The 20,962-nt window shown below is 69.0% G+C and carries 17 protein-coding genes; 9 read left to right on the top strand and 8 right to left on the bottom strand.

What is annotated here, in order from left to right; all coding sequences use genetic code 11:
- Positions 1 to 63 precede the first annotated feature (63 nt).
- Positions 64 to 687, top strand: coding sequence for a class I SAM-dependent DNA methyltransferase (locus PVW48_RS04610; protein WP_274580477.1), 624 nt, complete (start codon positions 64 to 66; stop codon positions 685 to 687).
- Here the strand turns inward: PVW48_RS04610 and PVW48_RS04605 are convergent.
- Both PVW48_RS04605 and PVW48_RS04600 read right to left on the bottom strand, forming a co-directional pair.
- Entirely contained in the window at positions 681 to 1,949 is a 1,269-nt protein-coding gene (locus PVW48_RS04605; RefSeq protein WP_012177841.1) for an N-acetylmuramoyl-L-alanine amidase, read from the bottom strand. The genes PVW48_RS04610 and PVW48_RS04605 overlap by 7 nt on opposite strands.
- Positions 1,950 to 1,996: 47 nt before the next feature.
- On the bottom strand, positions 1,997 to 3,172 hold the full coding sequence (locus tag PVW48_RS04600) for a pyridoxal phosphate-dependent aminotransferase (RefSeq protein WP_274580476.1): 1,176 nt from the start codon (positions 3,170 to 3,172) through the stop codon (positions 1,997 to 1,999).
- A gap of 52 nt (positions 3,173 to 3,224) precedes the next feature.
- On the opposite strand from PVW48_RS04600, the gene PVW48_RS04595 reads away from it, so the two are divergent.
- Positions 3,225 to 4,571, top strand: a complete 1,347-nt coding sequence (locus tag PVW48_RS04595; protein WP_012177839.1) for a M48 family metalloprotease — start codon at positions 3,225 to 3,227, stop codon at positions 4,569 to 4,571.
- On the opposite strand, the gene der is transcribed toward PVW48_RS04595, so the two are convergent.
- The 3 genes from der to PVW48_RS04580 all read right to left on the bottom strand — a co-directional run bounded on the left by der (position 4,568) and on the right by PVW48_RS04580 (position 8,130).
- Positions 4,568 to 6,040 (bottom strand): ribosome biogenesis GTPase Der, encoded by a 1,473-nt coding sequence (der, locus tag PVW48_RS04590; RefSeq protein WP_012177838.1) that lies wholly within the window; start codon positions 6,038 to 6,040, stop codon positions 4,568 to 4,570. The two genes, PVW48_RS04595 and der, sit on opposite strands and share 4 nt — an antisense overlap.
- Before the next feature lie 97 nt (positions 6,041 to 6,137).
- On the bottom strand, positions 6,138 to 7,490 hold the full coding sequence (locus PVW48_RS04585; protein WP_274580475.1) for a PQQ-binding-like beta-propeller repeat protein: 1,353 nt from the start codon (positions 7,488 to 7,490) through the stop codon (positions 6,138 to 6,140).
- Positions 7,477 to 8,130 (bottom strand): tetratricopeptide repeat protein, encoded by a 654-nt coding sequence (locus PVW48_RS04580; RefSeq protein ID WP_012177836.1) that lies wholly within the window; start codon positions 8,128 to 8,130, stop codon positions 7,477 to 7,479. The genes PVW48_RS04585 and PVW48_RS04580 overlap by 14 nt, the downstream gene beginning before the upstream one ends.
- Before the next feature lie 230 nt (positions 8,131 to 8,360).
- Here PVW48_RS04580 and PVW48_RS04575 point away from each other — a divergent pair, with 230 nt between their 5' ends.
- Both PVW48_RS04575 and PVW48_RS04570 read left to right on the top strand, forming a co-directional pair.
- The gene (locus PVW48_RS04575; RefSeq protein ID WP_274580474.1) at positions 8,361 to 9,512 is read left to right on the top strand and encodes an efflux RND transporter periplasmic adaptor subunit; all 1,152 of its coding nucleotides are present in this window, start codon (positions 8,361 to 8,363) and stop codon (positions 9,510 to 9,512) included.
- Entirely contained in the window at positions 9,509 to 13,078 is a 3,570-nt protein-coding gene (locus PVW48_RS04570; protein WP_274580473.1) for an efflux RND transporter permease subunit, read from the top strand. The genes PVW48_RS04575 and PVW48_RS04570 overlap by 4 nt, the downstream gene beginning before the upstream one ends.
- A gap of 6 nt (positions 13,079 to 13,084) precedes the next feature.
- Here the strand turns inward: PVW48_RS04570 and PVW48_RS04565 are convergent, their stop codons facing one another.
- Positions 13,085 to 14,245 carry a M20 aminoacylase family protein gene (locus tag PVW48_RS04565; protein ID WP_274580472.1) on the bottom strand — a complete coding sequence of 387 codons (1,161 nt, stop codon included), beginning with the start codon at positions 14,243 to 14,245 and terminating at the stop codon, positions 13,085 to 13,087.
- Between the two features lie 64 nt (positions 14,246 to 14,309).
- Here PVW48_RS04565 and mazG point away from each other — a divergent pair, with 64 nt between their 5' ends.
- Positions 14,310 to 15,149: a nucleoside triphosphate pyrophosphohydrolase gene (gene mazG, locus PVW48_RS04560; RefSeq protein ID WP_274580471.1), complete on the top strand. Its 840-nt coding sequence runs from the start codon at positions 14,310 to 14,312 to the stop codon at positions 15,147 to 15,149.
- Positions 15,150 to 15,153: 4 nt separating this feature from the next.
- Here the strand turns inward: mazG and PVW48_RS04555 are convergent, their stop codons facing one another.
- The gene (locus tag PVW48_RS04555; protein WP_274580470.1) at positions 15,154 to 15,597 is read right to left on the bottom strand and encodes a Hint domain-containing protein; all 444 of its coding nucleotides are present in this window, start codon (positions 15,595 to 15,597) and stop codon (positions 15,154 to 15,156) included.
- 519 nt (positions 15,598 to 16,116) lie between these two features.
- On the opposite strand from PVW48_RS04555, the gene PVW48_RS04550 reads away from it, so the two are divergent.
- Together PVW48_RS04550 and PVW48_RS04545 are read left to right on the top strand one after the other, a co-directional pair.
- Complete coding sequence (locus tag PVW48_RS04550) at positions 16,117 to 17,073, top strand: nucleoside hydrolase (RefSeq protein WP_274580469.1); 957 nt, start codon at positions 16,117 to 16,119, stop codon at positions 17,071 to 17,073.
- Positions 17,074 to 17,122: 49 nt separating this feature from the next.
- Entirely contained in the window at positions 17,123 to 18,568 is a 1,446-nt protein-coding gene (locus tag PVW48_RS04545) for a protein adenylyltransferase SelO (RefSeq protein ID WP_274580468.1), read from the top strand.
- A gap of 84 nt (positions 18,569 to 18,652) precedes the next feature.
- On the opposite strand, the gene PVW48_RS04540 is transcribed toward PVW48_RS04545, so the two are convergent.
- Positions 18,653 to 19,120, bottom strand: coding sequence for an Lrp/AsnC family transcriptional regulator (locus PVW48_RS04540; RefSeq protein WP_012177828.1), 468 nt, complete (start codon positions 19,118 to 19,120; stop codon positions 18,653 to 18,655).
- A 137-nt stretch (positions 19,121 to 19,257) separates the two neighbouring features.
- Here PVW48_RS04540 and cysG point away from each other — a divergent pair, with 137 nt between their 5' ends.
- Complete coding sequence (cysG, locus tag PVW48_RS04535; RefSeq protein WP_274580467.1) at positions 19,258 to 20,643, top strand: siroheme synthase CysG; 1,386 nt, start codon at positions 19,258 to 19,260, stop codon at positions 20,641 to 20,643.
- Positions 20,643 to 20,948, top strand: a complete 306-nt coding sequence (locus PVW48_RS04530) for a DUF2849 domain-containing protein (RefSeq protein WP_012177826.1) — start codon at positions 20,643 to 20,645, stop codon at positions 20,946 to 20,948. The genes cysG and PVW48_RS04530 overlap by 1 nt, the downstream gene beginning before the upstream one ends.
- The last annotated feature ends 14 nt before the right edge of the window (positions 20,949 to 20,962 follow it).

Here is a 20,962-nt window from a genome sequence, read left to right as displayed (position 1 = left end):
TCTTCGTGCGCGGACGGGCTTCGGCGGGCTTGTCGGGAACGATGGAGCCGGTAGCCTGAGTCCATGACCCCGCCGCCGCCTCCGACCCCCGAACAGGTGCTTTCGACCTATGGCCGCGTGGCCGATGATTTCGCGCGGATGCGCAACACATCGCTGTTTGAGCTGCCAATGCTGCAGGCGGTGCAGGCCCATGCGCCGGGGCGCGACCTGCTCGATCTGGGCTGCGGGCCGGGCGCGCCGCTGGCGCGGTGGCTGTCGTGGCGCGGGTTTCGGGTGACGGGCGTGGATGGCGCAGCGGGGATGCTGCCGCATTTCCGCCGCAGCACCCGGGGCGCGCGGACCCTTCGGGCGGATATGCGCCACCTGGCCCTGGGGCGGCGGTTCGATGCGCTCCTGGCCTGGGACAGTTTCTTTCACCTGTCGCTGCGGGACCAGGCGCGGATGTTTCCGGTCTTTGCCCGCCATGCGCGGCGCGGCGCGGTGCTGGTGTTTTCGTCGGGCCCCGCGCGCGGAGTGGCTTTCGGGCGAGCGGCGGGGGCGCCGATCTTCCATGCCAGCCACGCGCCGCTGGCCTATCGGCGGATGCTACGGCAGGCCGGGTTCACGGTTCTGCGTTTCTCACCCGAGGATCCGGCGCTGGACCGGCATAGCTGGTGGCTCTGTCGGCGTCTCTCGCGCGCTCACTGACGGACCAGATCGGCCTCGGCCGCGTCGGCCACCGCCCAGGCGTCGATGCCGCGGCGAATCCCCTCCGCCGCGTTCGCCCGCCACTCCGGCGAGAGGAGCCGCGCAAGGTCGTTGTCGCTGCTCAGGAAGCCCAGCTCCACCAACACCGATGGGATGTCCGGCGCGCGCAGGACCGAGAAATCCGCGAATTGCCGGGGCCGCTTGTGCAGATCGCCCACGGTTTCGCCCAGCCCGGTCACCAGGGTGTCGGCCAGCCGGGCCGCCCGCGGCGCGACCTCCAGCCTTGCCACGTCCATCAACGCGGTGGCCAGCGTGTCGTCCTGGGCCGTCAGGTCCAGCCCGGCCAGAAGGCTCGCGCGGTCCATGCGCTCGGCCAGCTTGGCGGAAGCTTCGCTGGAGGCCACGTCCGACAAGGTGTAGACCGTCGCGCCCGAGGCCCGCCCGGACAAGAGCGAATCCGCATGGAGCGAGATGAACAGGTCGGCGGCTGCCTCGCGGGCCATGCGCACCCGTTCGGGCAGCGGGACGAATTCGTCCGCGTTCCGGGTCAGCAGCACCGTATGGCCGCTCTCGCGGATGATCAGTTCCTGCAATTCGCGGGCGAAGGTCAGCATCAGGTCGGCCTCGGAATGGCCGTCGCGCTCGGCGCCCGGGTCGAAGCCGCCATGCCCGGGGTCGAGCATGATGACCAGCGGGCGGTCGCCGCGCTGGCGTTCGGGGCCCGTGGCCAATTCGGGCACATCGGGCGGTTCGGGGGCGGCCACGCCGAGATCGCCGGTGATCGCGGCCGCGTCGAACTCTTCACGGCTGCGGGCCCCTAGCGTCACTTCGAGCAGCGCGGAACCGAGCGTCGCATCGGTCTGCATCTCGGCGGTCTCAAGCCCCATGGGCGCGCTCAAGAGCAGCTCCAGCCGGGACCAACCGGGGCGCGCCGGCCCCGCGATCACCCCGCGCAGGGCAGCGGAGGAGAGGTATTTGCCAGGCTCGGCGCCGCTGAAATCAACCTCGCGAAACTCGATCACGATCCGGTCCGGGTCGCGGCGGGCCTCGATCCGGTACGGCACCGGCTGGCTCAGGCCGAGGGTGAGGCGTAAATCGTCCGTGGTGCCCGACACCGAGGACGTGATCGGGTCGATGCGCGCGACGGCGCGCAGCTCCTGCGCCAAGAGGGGCAAGGCCAGCACCGAAAGGATCGCCCCCAGAAATACCGCCCACACCCGCGCCGAACGCGGCCCAGAGCGCGATTGCCTGTCCAGTGTCACTGCCGATTATCCTTTTTTTGGCGGCAGTATAGGCAAGCCGGGCGGTTTCAGGAACCATTCAAAAGCGGGTTGGGGCCTGCCGCGGCAAAATAATTCGTGAGCCGGGTCATGCCCTCGGCGATATCCTCGGTCGCCCGCGCATAGGACAGCCGCAGGGTCCCATGGCCGCGCACCGGATCGAAATCTAGCCCCGGTGTGACCGCCACCCCGGCCTTTTCGAGAATATCGGCCGCCAGGGCCCGGCTGTCGGACGCGAGCGCGCCGGTGTCCACATAGACGTAGAACGCCCCGTCCGGCGGCGCGAAGGCATCGAGCCCCGCGGCCCGCAGCCCGTCGATGACCAGCTGCCGGTTGGCGGCATAGACGGCGCGGTTGGCCTCCAGCTCCGGCCAGGCGGCGTCGCCGAGCGCACCCAGGGCGGCGATCTGGGCCACATGAGGGGCGCAGATGAACATGTTCTGGGCCAGCCGTTCGACCACGCGGACCTGCGCCTCGGGCACGACCATCCAGCCGATGCGCCAGCCGGTCATGGAGAAATACTTGGAAAACGAGTTGATCACGCAGACATCGTCTGAAATCTCCAGCGCCGAGACCGCCTGGTCGCCGTAATGCAGCCCGTGGTAGATCTCGTCGGAGATGAACACCCGGTCCCGGTCGCGGCAGGCGGCAATGAGCGCGCCCAACCCGTCGCGGTCCAGCATGGTGCCCGTGGGGTTGTTCGGCGAGGCGATGATCGCACCCGCGATATCGGCCTGCGCCAACGCTTCGGCGGTCATGCGGTGCCCGGTCTCGGGTTGGGTGGGCAGACCCACGGGGGTCAGCGACAGCGCCTTGAGGATCTGCCGATAGGACGGGTAGCCGGGCTCGGCCACCCCGACCCGGTCGCCGGCATCGAAATAGGTGGTGAAGGCCAAAAGGAAGGCCGCCGAGGAGCCCGAGGTCACCACCACCCGCGCCGGGTCCAGGTCCACCCCGTACCAGCGTGCGTAAAGGCCCGCGATGGCGCGGCGCAGCTCCGGCAGGCCCAGGGCAACGGTGTAGCCCATGGCGTCCTCATCCAGCTGCGCCGCCACCGCCCGCCGCGCGGGCAGTGGGGCGGCGGTGCCGGGTTGGCCGACCTCCATGTGGATGATGTGCCGCCCTGCCGCCTCGGCCCGGCGCGCGGCCTCCATCACGTCCATCACGATAAAAGGATCGACCTCGGATCGGCTTGAGTTTTGCATCGCTGTCTCCCTAGGGTGCAGGGGTATGTCGCGTTTCAAAGAGGTGAGGTCAATGCGCAGCCGGTGGTTCCATCCCGCGGCCGTTCTCGTGATTCTGGCGGGCCTGTGGCTCCAGGCCCTGCCGGCGCAGGCGGTGACGCTGATCCGCGATGCGGAGATCGAGCGGTCCCTGCGCGAGCTGGCCACCCCTCTGATGGCCGCGGCGGGGGTGAACCCGGCCCGGGTGGATATCTGGGTGATCGAAGACAGCAAGCTGAACGCCTTTGTGGCGGACCCGCAGACCATCGTGATCCATTCCGGGCTTCTGCTGCGGCTGGAGACCCCGCAACAGGTCCAGGCGGTGCTGGCCCACGAGTTGGCCCATATCGCCAACGGCCATATCTCGCGCCGGATCGACAACATGCGCGCGATGAACCGGTTTGCGCGGATGGGCCTGATCCTGGCCGCGGCGGCGGGGGCGGCGACGGGCTCGCCCGAGGCGGCGATCGGGCTGGGCGCTGGCGCCGCCGGGGCGGCAAGGCGGGCGTTTTTCGGCCATACCCGCGCCGAAGAGGCCGCCGCCGACCGCAGCTCGATCCGCTACATGACGAATGCCGGGGTCTCGCCCGTGGCGATGGTCGAGGTGCTCAACATCTTCCGCGGGCAGGAGGCTTTGTCGCCGGGGCGGCAGGACCCCTACCTGCGCACCCACCCGCTGACCCGCGACCGGCTGCGTGCCGCCGAAGGGTTCGCCGCGGCCAGCCCCCCCGCCCCCTCGGACCAGAGCGAGGCCGCCTATTGGTACGCCCGGCTGCAGGGCAAGCTGTCGGCGTTTCTGCGCAACCCGGACTGGACCCTGCGACGGGTGCCGCCCTCGGACCGCTCCGAGGTGGCGGTGATGCGACGCGCCATCGCCTATCACAAGAAACCCGACCCGGACCGCGCCGCGCGGGAGGTCGAGGCGCTGCTCGCCCTGCGCCCGGACGACCCCTACTACACCGCCTTGAAGGGCCAGTTCGCCTTCGAATCGCGACGCTACGATGCGGCGGTCGCGGCCTATGAACGGGCGGTGTCGCTGGCCCCGCGCGAGCCGCTGCTGCTGGCGCAGCTCGGCCGGGCCTATCTCGCCCAGAACACGGCCGCGTCCAACCGCAAGGCGCTGGAGGTGCTGGCGGCGGCTTACGGACGGGACGCGGGCAACCCCTCGCTGCTGCGCGATCTGGCACAGGCCTATGCCCGGGCAGGCCAGAACGGCATGGCGTCGGTCACCACGGCAGAGCGGCACGCGATGTCGGGCCGGGTCTCGGACGCAGGGCTGCAGGCCCGGCGCGCCATGGCGCTGCTGCCCCAGGGCAGCCCGGGCTATGCCCGCGCCCGCGACATCCTGCGCACCGCCGAGCAGGCAGAGGCGCGGCGCTAGCCCTTGAGAGACGGTTTTCCGAGATGCTTGCGCAGCCTCGAAGGCGTTGATTTCTTGCGGTTCTTGTAGGGGTTCGCGTCCGACTGGCTGCGCATGGTCAGCCGGATCGGGGTGCCAGGCATGTCGAAATCCTCCCGCAGGCCGTTGACCAGGTAGCGGGTGTAGCTTTCGGGGATCTTCTCGGGGTAGGAACACATGACCACGAAGCCCGGGGGCCGGGTTTTCGCCTGGGTCATGTAGCGCAGCTTGATGCGCCGCCCGCCCGGGGCGGGGGGCGGATGCGCCTCGACCATGGCGCCGAGCCAACGGTTGAGCGCGGCGGTGGGCACGCGACGGTTCCAGACCTCATGGGCGCGCAGCACCGCGTCGCGCAGCCGGTCCATGCCGCGGCCCGTCTTGGCCGACACCGTCACCAGCGGCGCCCCGCGCAGCTGCGGCAGGAGCCGCTCGAAGGCCTCCTTCAGCTCCTTGAGCTTGCCCTGCTTGTCGTCTTCCATGTCCCACTTGTTCACGGCGATCACGACTGCCCGGCCTTCCCGCTCCGCTAGGTCGGCGATGCGCAGATCCTGCTGCTCGAAGGGGATGCCCGCATCCAGCAGGACGACCACCACCTCGGCGAATTTCACCGCGCGCAACCCGTCGGAGACGCTGAGTTTCTCCAGCTTTTCCTGCACCTTGGCCTTCTTGCGCATGCCCGCGGTATCGAAAATCCGCACCGGCAGCCCGTCCCAGTCCATGGCCAGCGAGATCGCGTCGCGGGTGATCCCCGCCTCGGGCCCGGTGAGCAGCCGATCCTCGCCCAGAAGCTGGTTGATCAGGGTGGATTTGCCCGCGTTCGGGCGGCCCACCACGGCCACCTGCAGGGGCTTGGCCTTGGTCGGCACGCGGACCACGGTCTCTTCCTCGGCATCCGGGTCGAGGGCGACATCGGTTTCGGGCGCGTCCTCGGTCTCGGCGTTCTCGGTTTCCTCGAACGCGTCGATCAGCGGCATCAGCGCGCCGGTCAACTCCGCCATGCCCTCGCCATGCTCAGCGCTCAGCGCCAGCGGCTCGCCCAGGCCCAGGGCATAGGCCTCGATCAGCCCGGCTTCGGCCGCGCGGCCCTCGGCCTTGTTCGCGCCCAGCAGGACATGGGCGTTGGAGCGGCGCAGGATGTCGGCGAAGACCTCGTCCGTGGGGGTCACGCCGACACGCGCGTCGATCAGGAACAGGCAGGCATCGGCCATGCTGACCGCGCGTTCGGTCAGCCGCCGCATCCGCCCCTGCAGGCTGTCATCCGTGGCCTCTTCCAGCCCGGCGGTGTCGATCACCGTAAAGCGCAGATCGCCCAGCCGCGCCGCCCCCTCGCGCAGGTCGCGGGTCACGCCGGGCTGGTCGTCGACCAGGGCCAGACGCTTGCCCACGAGCCGGTTGAACAGCGTGGATTTGCCCACATTCGGGCGGCCGACGATGGCCAGGGTAAAGGGCATGGACGCACTCCGGGTGCATGAGCGGTGAAACAGCCCCGGCGTTTAGCCCGCAATCCGCGTCTCGGCAACGGAATTCGCGCGCAACCCTGCCGGGCGCTCAGCGAAAGGCGAGAAGTTCCCCACCGGTTGTGACCACATAGAGCGTGCGGTTCGCCACCACCGGGGGCGCTGCCGCGCCATCGGGCAGCGCGATCTCGCCTTGCGGCAGGCCGCTGACCGGATCGAACAGGCGCAAGCGCCCGTCGCCGGAGGCGATGATCAAGCGCCCGCCCGCCAGCACCGGCCCGTAATGGGCAAAGATCGCCTTGCGCCGGCGTTCCCGGTCGTCGGTGTAATAGGGCAATTGCACGATCCAGGTGACCGCGCCGGTATCGGCGTCCATCCGCACGAGCCCGTTCTGGTCGGAGACGAAGAACAGCTCCCCCCCCGCGGGCCAGACCGGGCCGAACGCGCCTTCGCGGGCGGTCCAGAGCCGCTCGCCGGACACCGCGTCGAGGGCCGCGACCCGTCCGGCGGCGTTGCCCGCGAAGATGCGGCGGCCGACCACGACCGGGTCGCTGTTGATGTCGGAAAACGCGGTGTAGCCGCGGCCCAGACGCGCGCCCGAGACCGCGCTGCCCCAGATCCGCACCCCGGACTGGCGCAACGCGCCGCTGATCTCCGAGGACGGGAATGGCAGGATCACCAGCCGGTCGGTCAGCGCGGGCGCGCCACCGCCGAGAATGCCGGTGGTCGATGGCACCCCCGGCAGGGTCCAGAGCACACGGCCATTGCGGGTGTCGAGCGCCCAGGCGACGCTGTCGCGGCTCACGGCGTAGGCCACGTTGCCCTCCACCGTGGCGCTGCCACTGATCGGGGCGTCCATGCGCTGGGTCCACCGCTCGGTCCCGTCCGCCACGTTCAACGCGGTCAGAGACCCGAAACCCGACGAGACATAGAGCGTGTCGCCCGAAACGGCGAGCCCGCCGCCGGTGCCCTCGTCGGGCGCGTCCGTGGGCGGTGTCAGGTCCTGCTGCCACAAGAGCGCGCCGTTGGTGCCGAAGGCCGACACGGTCGCCAGGCTGTCGAGGGTGAAGACGCGCCCATCGGACACGACCGGCGCGGCGGTGATCCGGTTGCGGCGGGTGCTGCCTACGCCGATCTCCGCGCGCCAGGCCAGTTGCAGCTGGGTGCCGAGGGCCGGATGCGGGATCGTGTGCCGCACGGACCCGTTGCGATGGGTCCAGTCGGCATTGGCCACGGCGGCGGGCAAGGACAGGGGCACCGTGCGCGGCGTGGTCTCGACAAGGGCGACCGGCTCGGCGGTCTCGCCCTCTGCGACCAGGGTCGGGGTGCGGATGTCCAGCCGCTCACCCGGCAGGATCACTTCCTCGGGCGCGCAGGCGGCCAGACCCAACAGGGCCAGACCGGCCAGCGCCGGGCGCATTCGGGGCAACTCAGCTTGCGTCAAGGGCCACGTCTCCGCCCAAGGCGACGACCAACTGGGCGGCGCGCTGTTGCTGCGCGAGGCTTGCGCCTGCGGCCCGGATCACCTCTTGCAGGGTTGCGATGGCGGCCTCGGTCTCCCCCGCCTCGACCTCCAGCAGGGCGCGCTGTTCCAGCGCCAGAAGCCGGAAAGGCCCGGAGCCGAGGATCAGCATATCCAATAGCGCGCGCCGCTCCGTCGCGGGCAGCGCCGCATCCCCCAGCAGCACCAGACGCAGGCGCGCAAGATCCTGGTATATCGGCGGCGTTTCGGGATCGGTGATCACCGATTGCAGGATTTCGGCGGCCTCCGCCGGATCGCCGGTACTCTCGGCGGCGGTGATCAGACCCAGCAGGGGCGCACCCACTTCGGGCGCGTTGACCTCCTGCAGGGCAAGTAGCCGGGTTTGTTCGCTGCTGCCTTCGAGCGCGTCATAGACCGCGTCCCCGAAGGCCTGCGCCGCGGCGATCTCCTGCGCCTTGCGGTACTCGTTGAACGCGGCCCCGCCGACGATCAGCACGACAGCCAGCACGCCGATCCAGCCATACTTGCGCATCAGCCGGCTCATCCGGTCGCGACGGACCTCTTCGGCGACTTCTTCGATAAAACTGTCGGGATTGCTCACGCGTCCGCCCCTTTGCCCCAGGTCGCGCCCTCATACACCGTGCGCAGGGCGAAAGCCAAGCCCCGCGGGCTTTCGCCGGTGCGCAAAATGCGGCGGTTTCGCCCTTGAGCGGAAACGCGCAACGCACTACATCTGAACTCATTGGTTTAGTTCGAACAGTTGACCCCGGCACCCAGCGCAGCATTCGCGGATCAGGCAAGAGCAATTGTGCGAACCATCCGGAGAAGAAGATGCGATTACTCACCTCTCTCGTCACCGCGCTGGTGGTTGTTGCGGCGCTTTACGGGCTGGTCTTCGAGCGCGAGCGCCTTCTGGAGTTTGCCGGGGTGACATCGACCCCCACCGATACCCCCGTCGCCGTGGCGGAGTCGCCCGAAGTGACCCAGGCCGTCGCGGAGACCGAGCCCGAGATCCGGCGGGTGTCCGTCGTTGCAATGGCCTCCGAAGCCCAGACCATCGACAGTGCGGTGATCCTGCGCGGCCGGACCGAACCCCTGCGGCAGGTCGATGTGAGCGCCGAGGTGTCGGGCAAGGTGATCTCCCCGCCCCTGCGTCGCGGCGCGCGGGTGGTCGCGGGCCAGACCCTGTGCGAGCTGGACCCGGGCACCATGAAAGTTTCCCTGGCCGAGGCGCAGGCCCGGCTCCTGGAGGCCGAGGTGCTGGCGACCGCGGCCTCGGAACTGGCCGATGGCGGATTCGGCTCGGTCACGCGCCGGGTGTCCGCCGAGGCGGCCCTCGAAGCCGCGCGCGCCAGCGTGGAGCGTGCCGAGGATGCGATCGCCAACCTGGTAATCACCGCCCCGTTCGACGGGGTGCTGGAACAGGACACGGCGGAGCTGGGCGCCTATCTCTCGCCGGGCAGCCCGTCGGGGGCCCATTGCGCCACGATCCTGCAGCTCGACCCGATCAAGATCGTGGGCTTCGCCCCCGAAATGCTGGTCGACCGTATCGCCGTGGGTGCCATGGCGGGCGCGCGGCTGGCCGATGGGCGCGACGTGTCGGGCCAGGTGACGTTCCTGTCACGCTCGGCGGACGAGACCACGCGCACCTTCCGGGTCGAGGTGCAGGTGCCCAATCCCGATCTGAATATCCGCGCGGGCCAGACCGCGCAGGTCGGCGTGACATCGGACGGGGCGGTCGCGCATCTGCTGCCGGCCTCGGCACTGACCCTGGACGATGCCGGACGGCTCGGCGTGCGGCATGTGGTCGAGACCGATGCCGGACCCGAAGCAGCCTTCGCCGAGGTGGAGATCGTGCGCGACACCATCGACGGCGTCTGGCTCAGCGGCCTGCCCCAGACCGTGCGCGTCATCGTCGTCGGCCAGGATTTCGTGACGGCGGGCACGCCCCTGACCGTCACCATGCGGGAGCCTGACGTTTGACGGGACTGGTCGATTGGGCCGCGTCCCGGGCGCGGATGGTCATTGCCTTCGTGATGCTCTCCCTGCTCGCGGGGACCTTCGCCTATATCAGCCTGCCCAAGGAGGGCGAGCCGGACATCGAGATCCCGGCGCTCTTCGTGTCGGTCCCCTTCCCCGGCATCTCGGCGGAGGATTCCGAAAAACTCGTCATCCAGGTGATGGAGACCGAGCTCAGCGACCTGGACGGTCTGGATCGCATGACCTCCACCGCGGCGGACAATTATGCCGGTGTGGTGCTGGAGTTCGAGTTCGGCTGGGACAAGACCAAGATCATTGCCGATGTGCGCGACCGGATGAACACGGCCGAGGCAAAGTTCCCGTCCGGATACGAGAAATACTCTATCAACGAGATCAATTTCAGCCAGTTCCCGATCATCGTGGTGAACCTGTCCGGATCGCTGCCCGAACGCACCCTGCTGCGGGTGGCGAAGGATTTGCAGGACACGCTGGAGGGGTTGGAGCCGGTGCTGGAAGCCGGGCTGGCCGGGCACCGCGAAGAGATGCTGGAGGTCGTGATCGACCCCCTGCGACTGGAAAGCTATAATGTCACCGCCGGTGAATTGCTCTCGGTGGTGCAGAACAACAACCAGTTGATCGCCGCGGGCGAGGTGGAAACCGACCAGGGCGCCTTCGCGGTCAAGATCCCGTCGGCCTTCGACGAACAGACGGACGTCCTCAACCTGCCGGTGAAGGTAAATGGCGACCGGGTGGTAACCCTGGGCGACCTGGCCGATATCCGGCTGACCTTCGAGGACCGGACCGGGACCGCGCGCTACAATGGCGACGACACGGTCGCGTTGCAGGTGGTCAAGCGCAAGGGCTTCAACCTGATCGACACCGCGACCCTGGTACGGGAGACCGTGGCCGACGCCCAGGCCAGCTGGCCGCCGGAGTTGCGCGACGCGGTGGAGATCAACATTTCCATGGATCAGTCGCGCATCGTCGCTTCGATGGTGCGGCAGCTCGAAGGCTCGGTTCTGACGGCGATCGCGCTGGTGATGATCGTGGTGCTGGCCGCCCTCGGCACACGCTCTGCGCTTCTGGTGGGCTTCGCGATCCCGACCTCGTTCCTTCTGTGCTTTGCGTTGCTGGCCGTGATGGACATCACCGTGTCGAACATCGTGATGTTCGGGCTGATCCTGGCGGTGGGGATGCTGGTGGACGGGGCCATCGTGGTGGTGGAATACGCCGACCGGCGGATCTCCGAAGGCTCAGGGCCGATGGCCGCCTATACGGAGGCCGCCAAGCGGATGTTCTGGCCCATCGTCAGCTCCACCGCGACAACGCTCTGTGCCTTCCTGCCGATGCTGTTCTGGCCGGGCGTGGCGGGGCAGTTCATGGGGATGCTGCCGGTCACGCTGATCTTCGTGCTGACCGCGAGCCTGGTGGTCGCGCTGATCTACCTGCCGGTGGTCGGCGGGGTGGCGGGTCGCTTGAGCCGGGTGCTGGAGCGGTTGGCCGCGGGGCTGATGCCGCTGCCGTGGATATCGCGGGTGGGTCTGACGGTGCTCTCCGGCGTGGCAATGTATACGGCGGTGCTGCAACTGCTGAACCCGTCCTACCTGCTCGATCTGCCCGCCCGGGGCGGCGGGATCGCGGCCTACCTGCCCGGGGCGGTCATGGTGCTGCTTGCGGCCATGGCGCTGTCGGTGACGCTGACCTCGGCCAAGCTCGGACGCCGCAAGCGGCAAGTGCGCGCAGGCTACCGCCGGTCGCCCTTCGGCTGGTTCATCCGGTTCCTGACCGGTAACCCGATCATGCCCCTGGTGGCGATCGGCGTCGTGGGCTTCGTGGTCGCCACGACCTTCGCGCTCTTCCAGGAAAACAACCGCGGTGTGGAGTTCTTCGTCGCCTCCGAGCCCGAGCAGGCCATCGTCTACGTGCGCGCCCGCGGCAACCATTCGCTGATGGAAAAGGACGCGCTGCTGCGCCAGGCCGAAGAGATCGCGCGCAATACCGGCGGGATCGAGTCGGTCTTCGCCTTTGCCGGCGAAGGCGGGCTGAACCAGAATACCGGCGGCGCCTCGGCCCCACTCGACACTGTGGGCACGATCCAGCTGGAGCTTGTACCGTGGGAGGACCGGCAGGGCGGTGACCTGGCCCAGGGCCACGCCATCCTCGACCGGCTGGAAGCCGAGCTGCGCACCATCCCCGGCGTGCAGACCGAGATCCTGGAGATGAACCAGGGCCCCGCGGGCGCCAAGCCCGTGCATTTGCGCCTGACGGGGGATGATTTCAGCCAGCTGGCGCAGGCCGCCCAGATCGTCCGCGACCGGTTCGAGACGACCGAGGGGCTGCGCGACATCGAAGACACCCGCCCCCTGCCCGGCATCGACTGGCAGATCGACGTGGATGTGGCCGCCGCTGGACGCTACGGCGCCGATGTGGCCACCGTGGGCGCCATGGTGCAACTGGTGACCCGCGGCATCCTGCTCGACACCATGCGCGTGGACAGCTCCGACGAGGAGATCGAGATCCGCGTCCGCCTGCCCGAGGGGGACCGGGTGCTCTCCACGCTCGATTCGCTGCGGGTCCGCACCGCCCAGGGGCTCGTGCCCCTGTCGAACTTCATCACCCGCCAGCCGGTGCCGAAACTCGGCCAGATCGACCGGGTCGACGGCACGCGCTATTACGACGTGAAGGCCGGGGTCCGGGACGGTCTGACCAAAGCCGATGGCAGCGTCATCAACCCCGCCGAACGCATCGCGCAGCTCACCACATGGCTGGAGACCGAGGCCGACCTGCCCTCGGGCGTCACCTGGGAATGGACAGGCGAGCAGGAGGACGAGGCCGAGAGCCAGGCCTTCCTCAGCCAGGCCTTCATCGGCGCGCTGGCGCTGATGTTCATCATCCTGCTGGCGCAATTCAACAGCTTCTACAACGCCACGCTGGTGCTGCTGGCGGTGGTTCTGTCCACGACCGGGGTGCTGATCGGGATGATGGTCATGCAACAACCCTTCTCGGTCATCATGACCGGCACGGGCATCGTGGCGCTCGCGGGCATCGTGGTGAACAACAACATCGTGCTGATCGACACCTACCAGGAATACTCGAAATACATGCCCCGGCTGGAGGCGATCGCCCGCACCGCGCAAGTCCGTATCCGCCCCGTGCTGCTGACCACGATCACCACCATGGCCGGGCTGACACCGATGATGTTCGGGCTCAGCCTCGATTTCTTCGGCGGCGGCTACACCATCGACAGCCCCACCGCCCTGTGGTGGAAACAACTTGCCACGGCGGTGGTGTTCGGTCTGGGCGTGGCCACGGTGCTGACCCTGATCTTCACGCCCTCGATGCTGGCGCTCCGGGTCTGGCTCGGGGTCGGAGCCTATTCCTCGGTCCGCCAGTTGCGGGCGCTGTCGCTGGGCAAATCCAGCCGCGCGGCCCGCGACCTCGCGCTCAAGCGCGCCGCGCGCAAGCTGAGTGCGCCGGAATTGATCTGGATCGAGGACGACAAGCCCGCCGAGAGCGACGACAAGAAACCGACCGAAGGCGACATGCCCCCCCTGCGCGCCGCGGAATAGGCGCGTTCAGAGCGGCTGGGCCTGCTCCACCAGGCGGGCGAAGAAACTGGCGCCGATCGGCGCGATCCGGTCGTTGAAATCATAGGCCGGATGGTGCAGCCCGGCCCCCTCCCCCTGCCCCAGAAACAGGTAGGCCCCCGGCCGCGCCTGGAGCATGTAGGCGAAATCCTCCGCCCCCATCTGCCGCCCCGAGGCGGTATCCACCGCCCGGTCCCCCACCACGTCGCTGGCCGCGCGGGCAGCCAGCGCGACCTCGTCGGCGGTGTTGACCGTGGGCGGATAGCCCTTCTCGTAATCCAGCTCGGCCATGACGTCGAAACTGGCGGCCTGCCCGGCCACGATCTGCTCCATCCGGCGCATGACCATGGCCTGCACGGCGGGGTCGAAACTGCGCACCGTGCCGCAGATATAGGCGGTGTCGGGCACCACGTTATCGGCGGTGCCGGTGTGGATCTGGGTGACCGACAGCACCAGCTCGTCCGTGGCGATATGGTTGCGGCTGACGATGGTCTGCAGCGCCTGGGCGATGCCCACCGCCGCCATGATCGGATCGGCGGTCTCGTGCGGCATGGCCGCGTGCCCGCCCCGCCCCTTGATATGGATGTGAAACGTGTCCACCGCTGCCATGATCGGCCCGCGCGTGGTCAGGAAATGCCCCTCGGCGATCCCCGGCGCGTTGTGCAGGGCATAGACATGCTCGATCCCGAACCGCTCCATCAGCCCCTCGTCGCACATCACCTGCGCGCCACCGCCATGTTCTTCGGCGGGCTGGAAGATGATCGCCACCGTGCCCGCGAAATTCCGCGTCTCGGCCAGGTAGCGCGCGGCGCCAAGCAGCATGACCATATGCCCGTCATGGCCGCAGGCATGCATCACCCCCTCGGTTTCCGAGGCATAGGCGACCCCGGTTTCCTCGACGATCGGCAGCGCATCCATATCCGCGCGCAGCCCGATCACCGGCCCCGGTCCGCCACCCCGGATCAGGGCCACGACCCCGCTGGTCGCGATCCGGTCATGCACCTCGTCCACCCCGAAGGCCCGCAGCCGCGCGATCAGGTAGCGCGCGGTCTTGTGGCACTCGAAACCCAACTCCGGCGCGCGATGCAGCGCCTGCCGCCAGGCGGTCATGTCGGCTCCGTATTCCGCGATGCGATTGACAACCGCCATGGCCTGCTCTCCTGTGTGTCCCGCTTATGTAACCCATCCCCATCCCAGTAAAAGGTGTTCTGCCATGACGAGGGCGAAAACCCGCGACCGCGCCGCCAGCGACACGCTGTGCCACGACCCCGAGGGCGGGCTGCCGCGGCTGCTGGAGATCATGCGCCGCCTGCGCGATCCCGAGACCGGATGCCCCTGGGATGTGGAGCAGACCTTCGAGACCATCGCGCCCTATACCATCGAAGAGGCCTACGAGGTGTCCGACGCCATCGACCGCGGCGACTGGGCGGACCTGAAATCCGAATTGGGCGATCTGCTGCTCCAGACCGTTTACCAGACCCAGATCGGGGCGGAGCGCGGGCTGTTCGACTTCCACGACGTCGCCAACGGCATCGCCCAGAAGATGCTCGACCGCCACCCCCACGTGTTCGGTGACGAGAGCAACGCCAAATCCGCCGAACAGCAGACCCGCGACTGGGAGGCGCAGAAAGCCCGCGAGCGCGCGGCCAGGGCGGAAAAAGGCGTGCTCGACGGTGTGGCGCTCGGCCTGCCGGCGCTGATGCGCGCGCTGAAGCTGCAGAAACGCGCGGCTCGGGTCGGGTTCGACTGGGACGACGCGGACCAGGTGCTCGCCAAGCTCGCCGAGGAAAGCGCCGAGTTGGCCGACGCACGCGATGCGGGCGACGCCGCCAAGCTGCACGAGGAGTTCGGCGATCTGCTCTTCGTGGTAGTGAACCTCGGCCGCCACCTGGGGCTCGATCCCGAACACGCGCTCCGGGATGCCAATGCCAAGTTCACCCGCCGCTTCGCCCATATCGAGGCCGAGCTCGCCCGCGCGGGGCGCAATCCGGAGGCCGCGAGCCTCGACGAGATGGAGGCGCTCTGGCAGGCCGCCAAGGCCAAAGGCCTCTGAGCGGTCAGGCGCTGCGGCGTCCGCGCAAGCTCGACAGCTCGTCCACCGGGCACCAGACCCCTTCGGCCAGCACCTGCACCGGGCGGCCGCAATGGAACAGGGTATATTGAAACCCGTGCACCTTGCATACCGCCTCCGGCGGCAGGGGCAGCCCCGGGGTCGCGCGCGTGGTCTTGCCGGGCATCATCTGCTGACCGGCCGAGACAACCAGGTCCCGCTCGGGCAACCCGGCCCCCAGGCTCCCGGCCGGGATCACGCGCGGATGGGCGTTCGGGTTACTGGCCAGGAAATCCGCATCCAGCCCGACCCGGTCGAGCCACTCGATCCCACATGACAGCCCCGAGGGCGTGATCACCTCGTCCCCGCGCCGCAGCAGACCGGCGGGGATCGCGCCCAGCGTTGTCATGATCCGCGTCTCCGGTCCGAAGCCCGGTACTTGCCATTCCATGGAACCCGCCAATCTCGGCGCCGCTCTGCGCGCCGCATGATACCTGAAATCGATAATGTCCGTGTGACTACGCATCGCGCGCCCTTCCGATCATGCGGGTGATGCCCCGGTGCGAGGCATCACCCCATTACGCTCTCACTCGTTACGAATGCCGGGGCCATGACCCCGACAGTACCCGATCATTAGACAGGGAAACTAAGGCATCAGGCGGGCGCAGCGGCATCAGACTATGACGTTTTCGCGGCGCAACGCGCCATGACAGACTACGGAATTTTCGTTCTTTTATAGCGTGTTACAAGATGATCCCGATGTATTTTATGCACAAGGGCGACGAAAGCTGCGCAAACCCGCCTTTGTCGCGCGCAGCCTCACAATCCAGGTGCCCCGCAGGCCCAAGCCGCCGGCTCCCTCGGCCTGCTCCGACCGCAGGACAGGCCGCACACCGCGCCCGGTCCCCGAATGCGGCTGGACAACCCGGCACGCCTCTTGCAACGCTGCACCCGTTCGCAGGAGACCCCCATGACAGCCACCCCCACACCGCCCCGCAAGATCATCATCGACACCGATCCCGGCCAGGATGACGCGGTGGCGATCCTGCTGGCGCTGGCCTGCCCCGAGGCGCTGGAGGTGCTCGGCATCACCGCCGTGGCGGGCAACGTTCCGCTGGCGCTGACCGCGCGCAACGCAAGGATCGTATGCGAGCTTGCAGGCAAACCGGAGGTGCCGGTGTTCGCCGGCTGCGACCGCCCCCTGGCGCGCGCCCTGGTCACCGCCGAGCATGTGCACGGCAAGACCGGGCTCGACGGCCCCGTCCTGCCCGAGCCGACCATGCCCCTGCAGGACCAGCACGCGGTGGATTTCCTGATCGAGACCCTGCGCCGGGAGCCGACGGGCACCGTGACCCTGTGCCCCCTCGGCCCGCTCACCAACATCGCCACCGCCTTCGCCAAGGCCCCCGACATCATCCCGCGGGTGGCCGAGATCGTCCTGATGGGCGGCGCCTATTTCGAGGTGGGCAACATCACCCCCGCCGCCGAGTTCAACATCTATGTCGACCCCGAGGCCGCCAAGGCGGTGTTCGGCGCGGGCGCACCCCTGGTGGTGATGCCCCTCGACGTGACCCACAAGGCGCTGACCACCGCGCCCCATATCGCGGGCTTCCGGGCCATGGGCACCCGCGTGGGCGAGATGGTCGCGGCCTGGACCGACTTCTTCGAACGCTTCGACAAGGAAAAATACGGCTCCGAAGGCGCGCCCCTGCACGACCCCTGCGTGATCGCTTGGCTGCTGGCGCCCGAGCTCTTCACAGGCCGCCACATCAACGTCGAGATCGAGGTAGACAGCCCCCTGACCCGCGGCATGACCGTGGCCGACTGGTGGGGCGTGACCGAGCGCGCGGCCAACGCGCTCTTCATCGGCGACGTGGACGCCGAGGGGTTCTTCGCCCTGCTCACCGACCGGATCGCGCGGCTGTGACGGGGGCCGGGGTCTGGCATTTCGCGCCGCGGACGCCTAGGTGCCAAGGATGAGCCTGCACATCCCCTTCGAGGCGCGCTATGCCGCCCTTCCCGACCGGTTCCACGCGCAACTCGCCCCCACGCCGGTCTCCGCGCCCGGCCTGATCAAGGTCAATCACCGCCTCGCGCGCGAGCTGGGGCTCGACCCCGCGGCCCTCGAAAGCCCCGAAGGGGTCGCGATGCTGGCGGGCAACGCCGTGCCCGAGGGCGCCGTGCCCATTGCCCAGGCCTATGCCGGGCACCAGTTCGGCGGCTGGAACCCGCAGCTGGGCGACGGGCGCGCGATCCTGCTGGGCGAGTTGCGCCATGCGGACGGGGCCTTGCGCGACGTGCAACTCAAAGGCTCCGGCCCGACGCCGTTCTCGCGCATGGGCGACGGGCGCGCGGGGCTCGGCCCGGTGCTGCGCGAATACATCCTGTCGGAGGCCATGCATGCGCTGGGGGTGCCCACCACCCGCGCCCTGGCCGCCGTGACCACGGGCGAGCGGGTGCTGCGCGAACAAGTGCTGCCCGGTGCGGTCTTCACGCGCGTGGCGTCCAGCCACCTGCGGGTCGGCACCTTCCAGTTCTTCGCCGCCCGCGACGACCTGGACGCGCTCGAAACCCTGTGCGATTTCGCCCGCACGCGACATGACCCGGAGGCGGACACCGCCCTCGACCTGCTGCGCGGCGTCATCGCGCGGCAAGCCGATCTGATCGCGCGCTGGATGGGCCTGGGCTTCATCCACGGGGTGATGAACACCGACAACATGACGATCTCGGGCGAGACCATCGATTACGGCCCCTGCGCCTTCATGGAAGCCTACCATCCCGACACGGTCTATTCCTCCATCGACCGGCACGGGCGCTATGCCTACCGAAACCAGCCGGAGATCGCGGTCTGGAACCTGGCGCAACTCGCCACCGCCCTGCTGCCGCTGATCGACGCGGACCAGGACCGCGCGATCGAGGTGGCGACCGAGGCGGTGCACGGGTTTGCCGATCTTTACCAGTCGGCCTGGCTCGACGTGTTCCGGGCCAAGCTGGGCCTCGCCACCGCGCGGGAGGAGGATGCGAAACTGGCCCACGGCCTGCTGCGCCTGATGGCCGAGGCAGGGGTCGATTTCACCCTCGCCTTCCGCGGCCTGGCCGAGGGGCAAGAGGTCGCGCGCAAGCTCTATGCCCAGCCCGAGATCTTCGATGCCTGGGCGCGGGACTGGCGCGCGCGTCTGGCCGAGGAAGGGGTCGATGCGGAGACGCTGACCGCCCGGCTCACATCCGCCAACCCGGCCTTCATCCCCCGCAACCACCGGGTCGAACAGGCGATCCAGGCCGGCATGGCGGGTGACTTCGCACCGTTCCACACCCTGGTCGCCGTGCTGGAGCGTCCCTTCGACGACCAGCCGGAGCATGCGGCCTACATGGCCCCGGCCCGGCCCGAAGAAGCGGTCCGCGAAACCTTCTGCGGCACCTGAACGGCCCGCGCGACGCAAAATCCTTGAGCAAGGATTTTGCCAAGGGTTTTACGTAAAACCCTTGGCCCCGGCGGCCCGGCGCGCTCAGTCGGGAATCGGCAGGGCGAAGGTCGACTTGATCTCTTCCATCGAAAGCAGCGCGGTCACGTTGTAGATGCGGACCTCGCTGATCAGCGCCTGGTAGAACACGTCATAGGCGCGGGCATTCTCCACCCGCACCTTGAGGATGTAGTCGATATCGCCCGCCAGCCGGTGCGCCTCCAGCACCTCGTCCCGGTCCAGCAGCGCCTTGAGGAAGGCCTTTTGCCACTCCGCCTCGTGCTCGGACGTGCGGATCAGCACGAAGAAACACGCCTCCAGGCCCAGCGCCTCGGGGTCCAGCACCGCCGTCTGCCGCCGGATCACCCCGGCCTCGCGCAGCTTGCGAATGCGATTCCAGACCGGGGTCTTCGACGCCCCCACCTGTCGCGCGATTTCCTCCAGCGACTGGCTGGCATCCGCCTGCAGCGCCCTGAGAATTTTCCGATCCGTCGCGTCGAGCGAAACCGCCATTCCAAACCTCCGTGCATTTTGGAACGCCCCGATCCCATGGCCTCGGATGCAGGACATATTTCCTTATATTTCGGGGCATATGGCGTTTCAATGGGAAATTATCCTATGTTGAGCCGTGACATCACAGGGACGACCCCATGCAGCATTTTCCCATCTTCCTCGCGGTCTCGGGCCGACGCATCGTCCTGGGCGGCGGCGGCGACGCCGCGCTGGCCAAGCTGCGGCTTTTGCTGAAGACCGAGGCGCGGCTGACGGTGATCGCACCCGACCCGGCCCCGGAAATCCGCGATTGGGCCGCCGAGGGGCGCCTGCGCCTGATCCCCCGCGCCTTCGAGCCCGGCGACGGGATGTGCGCCAGCCTGGTCTATGCCGCGACCGAGGGCGCGGCCGAGGATGCGCGCATCCGCCGCCTCGCCCAGGCCGACGGCGCGCTGGTGAACATCGTCGACAACCTCGCCGACAGCCAGTTCATCACCCCCGCCATCGTCGACCGCGACCCGGTAACCATCGCCATCGGCACCGAGGGCGCCGCCCCGGTGCTGGCCCGCGCGATCAAGGCCGATCTGGAGGCGAAGCTCTCGCCGCTTCTGGGCCTTCTTGCCAGGGTCGGCAAGGGCTTCCGCGCCCGTGCCGAGGCCCTGCCCATGGGCCGCGCGCGCCGGGATTTCTGGCGCGACTACTATTTCCGCACCGGCCCGTCCGCCGCCGACCAGGGCGGGCAGGAGGGGGCCGAGGCCGCCCTCGACACCCTGCTCGCCAGCCATCTTGCCCGCAAGGCCCGGACCGGGTCCGTGGCGCTGGTGGGGGCCGGCCCTGGCGACCCGGAGCTTCTGACCCTCAAGGCGCGCAAGGCGCTCGACGAGGCCGACGTGGTGATCCACGACCGGCTGGTCCCCCCCGCGATCCTCGAGCTTGCGCGCCGCGAGGCCACGCTGATCTACGCGGGCAAGGAGGGCTTCGGCACCTCCACCTCGCAGGGGGCCATCAACGATCTGATCGTCACCCATGCCCGCGCGGGCGCGCAGGTGGTGCGCCTGAAATCCGGCGATCCCGCGGTCTACGGGCGGCTCGACGAAGAGATCGACGCGCTGGAGGACGCGGGCATCCCCTGGCGGATCGTGCCGGGGTTGACCACCGCCTCCGTCGCCGCCGCGACCCTCGGCCAGAGCCTGACCCGGCGCGGCCGCAACGCCGCCCTGCGCTTCCTGACCGGTCACGACACCAAGGGGTTCGCCGACCATGACTGGCGCGGGCTCGCCCGGCCGGGCCAGGTTGCCGCGATCTACATGGGCAAGCGCGCGGCCCGGTTCCTGCAGGGGCGTCTGCTGATGCACGGGGCCGCGCCCGCCACCCCCGTAACCCTGATCGAGAATGTCAGCCGCCCCGACCAGCGCGTCGTCGCCACCGATCTGGCAGGCCTCGCCGACGCCGCCCGGACCCTCACCGGCCCCGCCATCCTGATGTACGGCCTCGCCCCCCGCGACGCCCGCTCCGCCCTGACCGACCTGAAGGAATTTGCCTGATGTCCCGCCCCTTTACCCCCAAGATCGTGACCGCGAACGACCTGCTCGACGGCGACGTGATCTACCTTGCCGCCGATGACACCTGGACCCGGCACCTGGCCGAGGCCGAGGTGCTGGAGGACGAGGCCCATGCCCAGATCCGCCTGATCGACGCCCAGCAGCAGCCCGACCGGGTCGTCGGCGCCTATCTCGCCGATGTCGCCCCGGGCCCCGCGGGCCCCGCCCCGACCCATTTCCGCGAGGCATTCCGGGCCACCGGCCCCTCCAACTACAACCACGGCAAGCAGGAACTGCGCGCCCGCTGATCCCCCGCGCCACC

The organism is Dinoroseobacter sp. PD6, from assembly GCF_028807315.1.
GTDB classification, from domain to species: Bacteria; Pseudomonadota; Alphaproteobacteria; order Rhodobacterales; family Rhodobacteraceae; genus Dinoroseobacter; species Dinoroseobacter shibae.
The sequence above is the reverse complement of the archived record's forward strand: the minus strand, read 5'-3'. Positions and strand labels throughout refer to the sequence as shown.

Bases quoted from the DNA above. Each gene is read 5' to 3' on its own strand.
- PVW48_RS04610 (WP_274580477.1), top strand. From the start codon at position 64: ATGACCCCGCCGCCGCCTCCGACCCCCGAACAGGTGCTTTCGACCTAT.
- PVW48_RS04600 (WP_274580476.1), bottom strand. From the start codon at position 3,172: ATGCAAAACTCAAGCCGATCCGAGGTCGATCCTTTTATCGTGATGGAC.
- PVW48_RS04595 (WP_012177839.1), top strand. From the start codon at position 3,225: ATGCGCAGCCGGTGGTTCCATCCCGCGGCCGTTCTCGTGATTCTGGCG.
- der (WP_012177838.1), bottom strand. From the start codon at position 6,040: ATGCCCTTTACCCTGGCCATCGTCGGCCGCCCGAATGTGGGCAAATCC.
- PVW48_RS04575 (WP_274580474.1), top strand. From the start codon at position 8,361: ATGCGATTACTCACCTCTCTCGTCACCGCGCTGGTGGTTGTTGCGGCG.
- PVW48_RS04565 (WP_274580472.1), bottom strand. From the start codon at position 14,245: ATGGCGGTTGTCAATCGCATCGCGGAATACGGAGCCGACATGACCGCC.
- mazG (WP_274580471.1), top strand. From the start codon at position 14,310: ATGACGAGGGCGAAAACCCGCGACCGCGCCGCCAGCGACACGCTGTGC.
- PVW48_RS04555 (WP_274580470.1), bottom strand. From the start codon at position 15,597: ATGGAATGGCAAGTACCGGGCTTCGGACCGGAGACGCGGATCATGACA.
- PVW48_RS04550 (WP_274580469.1), top strand. From the start codon at position 16,117: ATGACAGCCACCCCCACACCGCCCCGCAAGATCATCATCGACACCGAT.
- PVW48_RS04545 (WP_274580468.1), top strand. From the start codon at position 17,123: ATGAGCCTGCACATCCCCTTCGAGGCGCGCTATGCCGCCCTTCCCGAC.
- PVW48_RS04540 (WP_012177828.1), bottom strand. From the start codon at position 19,120: ATGGCGGTTTCGCTCGACGCGACGGATCGGAAAATTCTCAGGGCGCTG.
- cysG (WP_274580467.1), top strand. From the start codon at position 19,258: ATGCAGCATTTTCCCATCTTCCTCGCGGTCTCGGGCCGACGCATCGTC.
- PVW48_RS04530 (WP_012177826.1), top strand. From the start codon at position 20,643: ATGTCCCGCCCCTTTACCCCCAAGATCGTGACCGCGAACGACCTGCTC.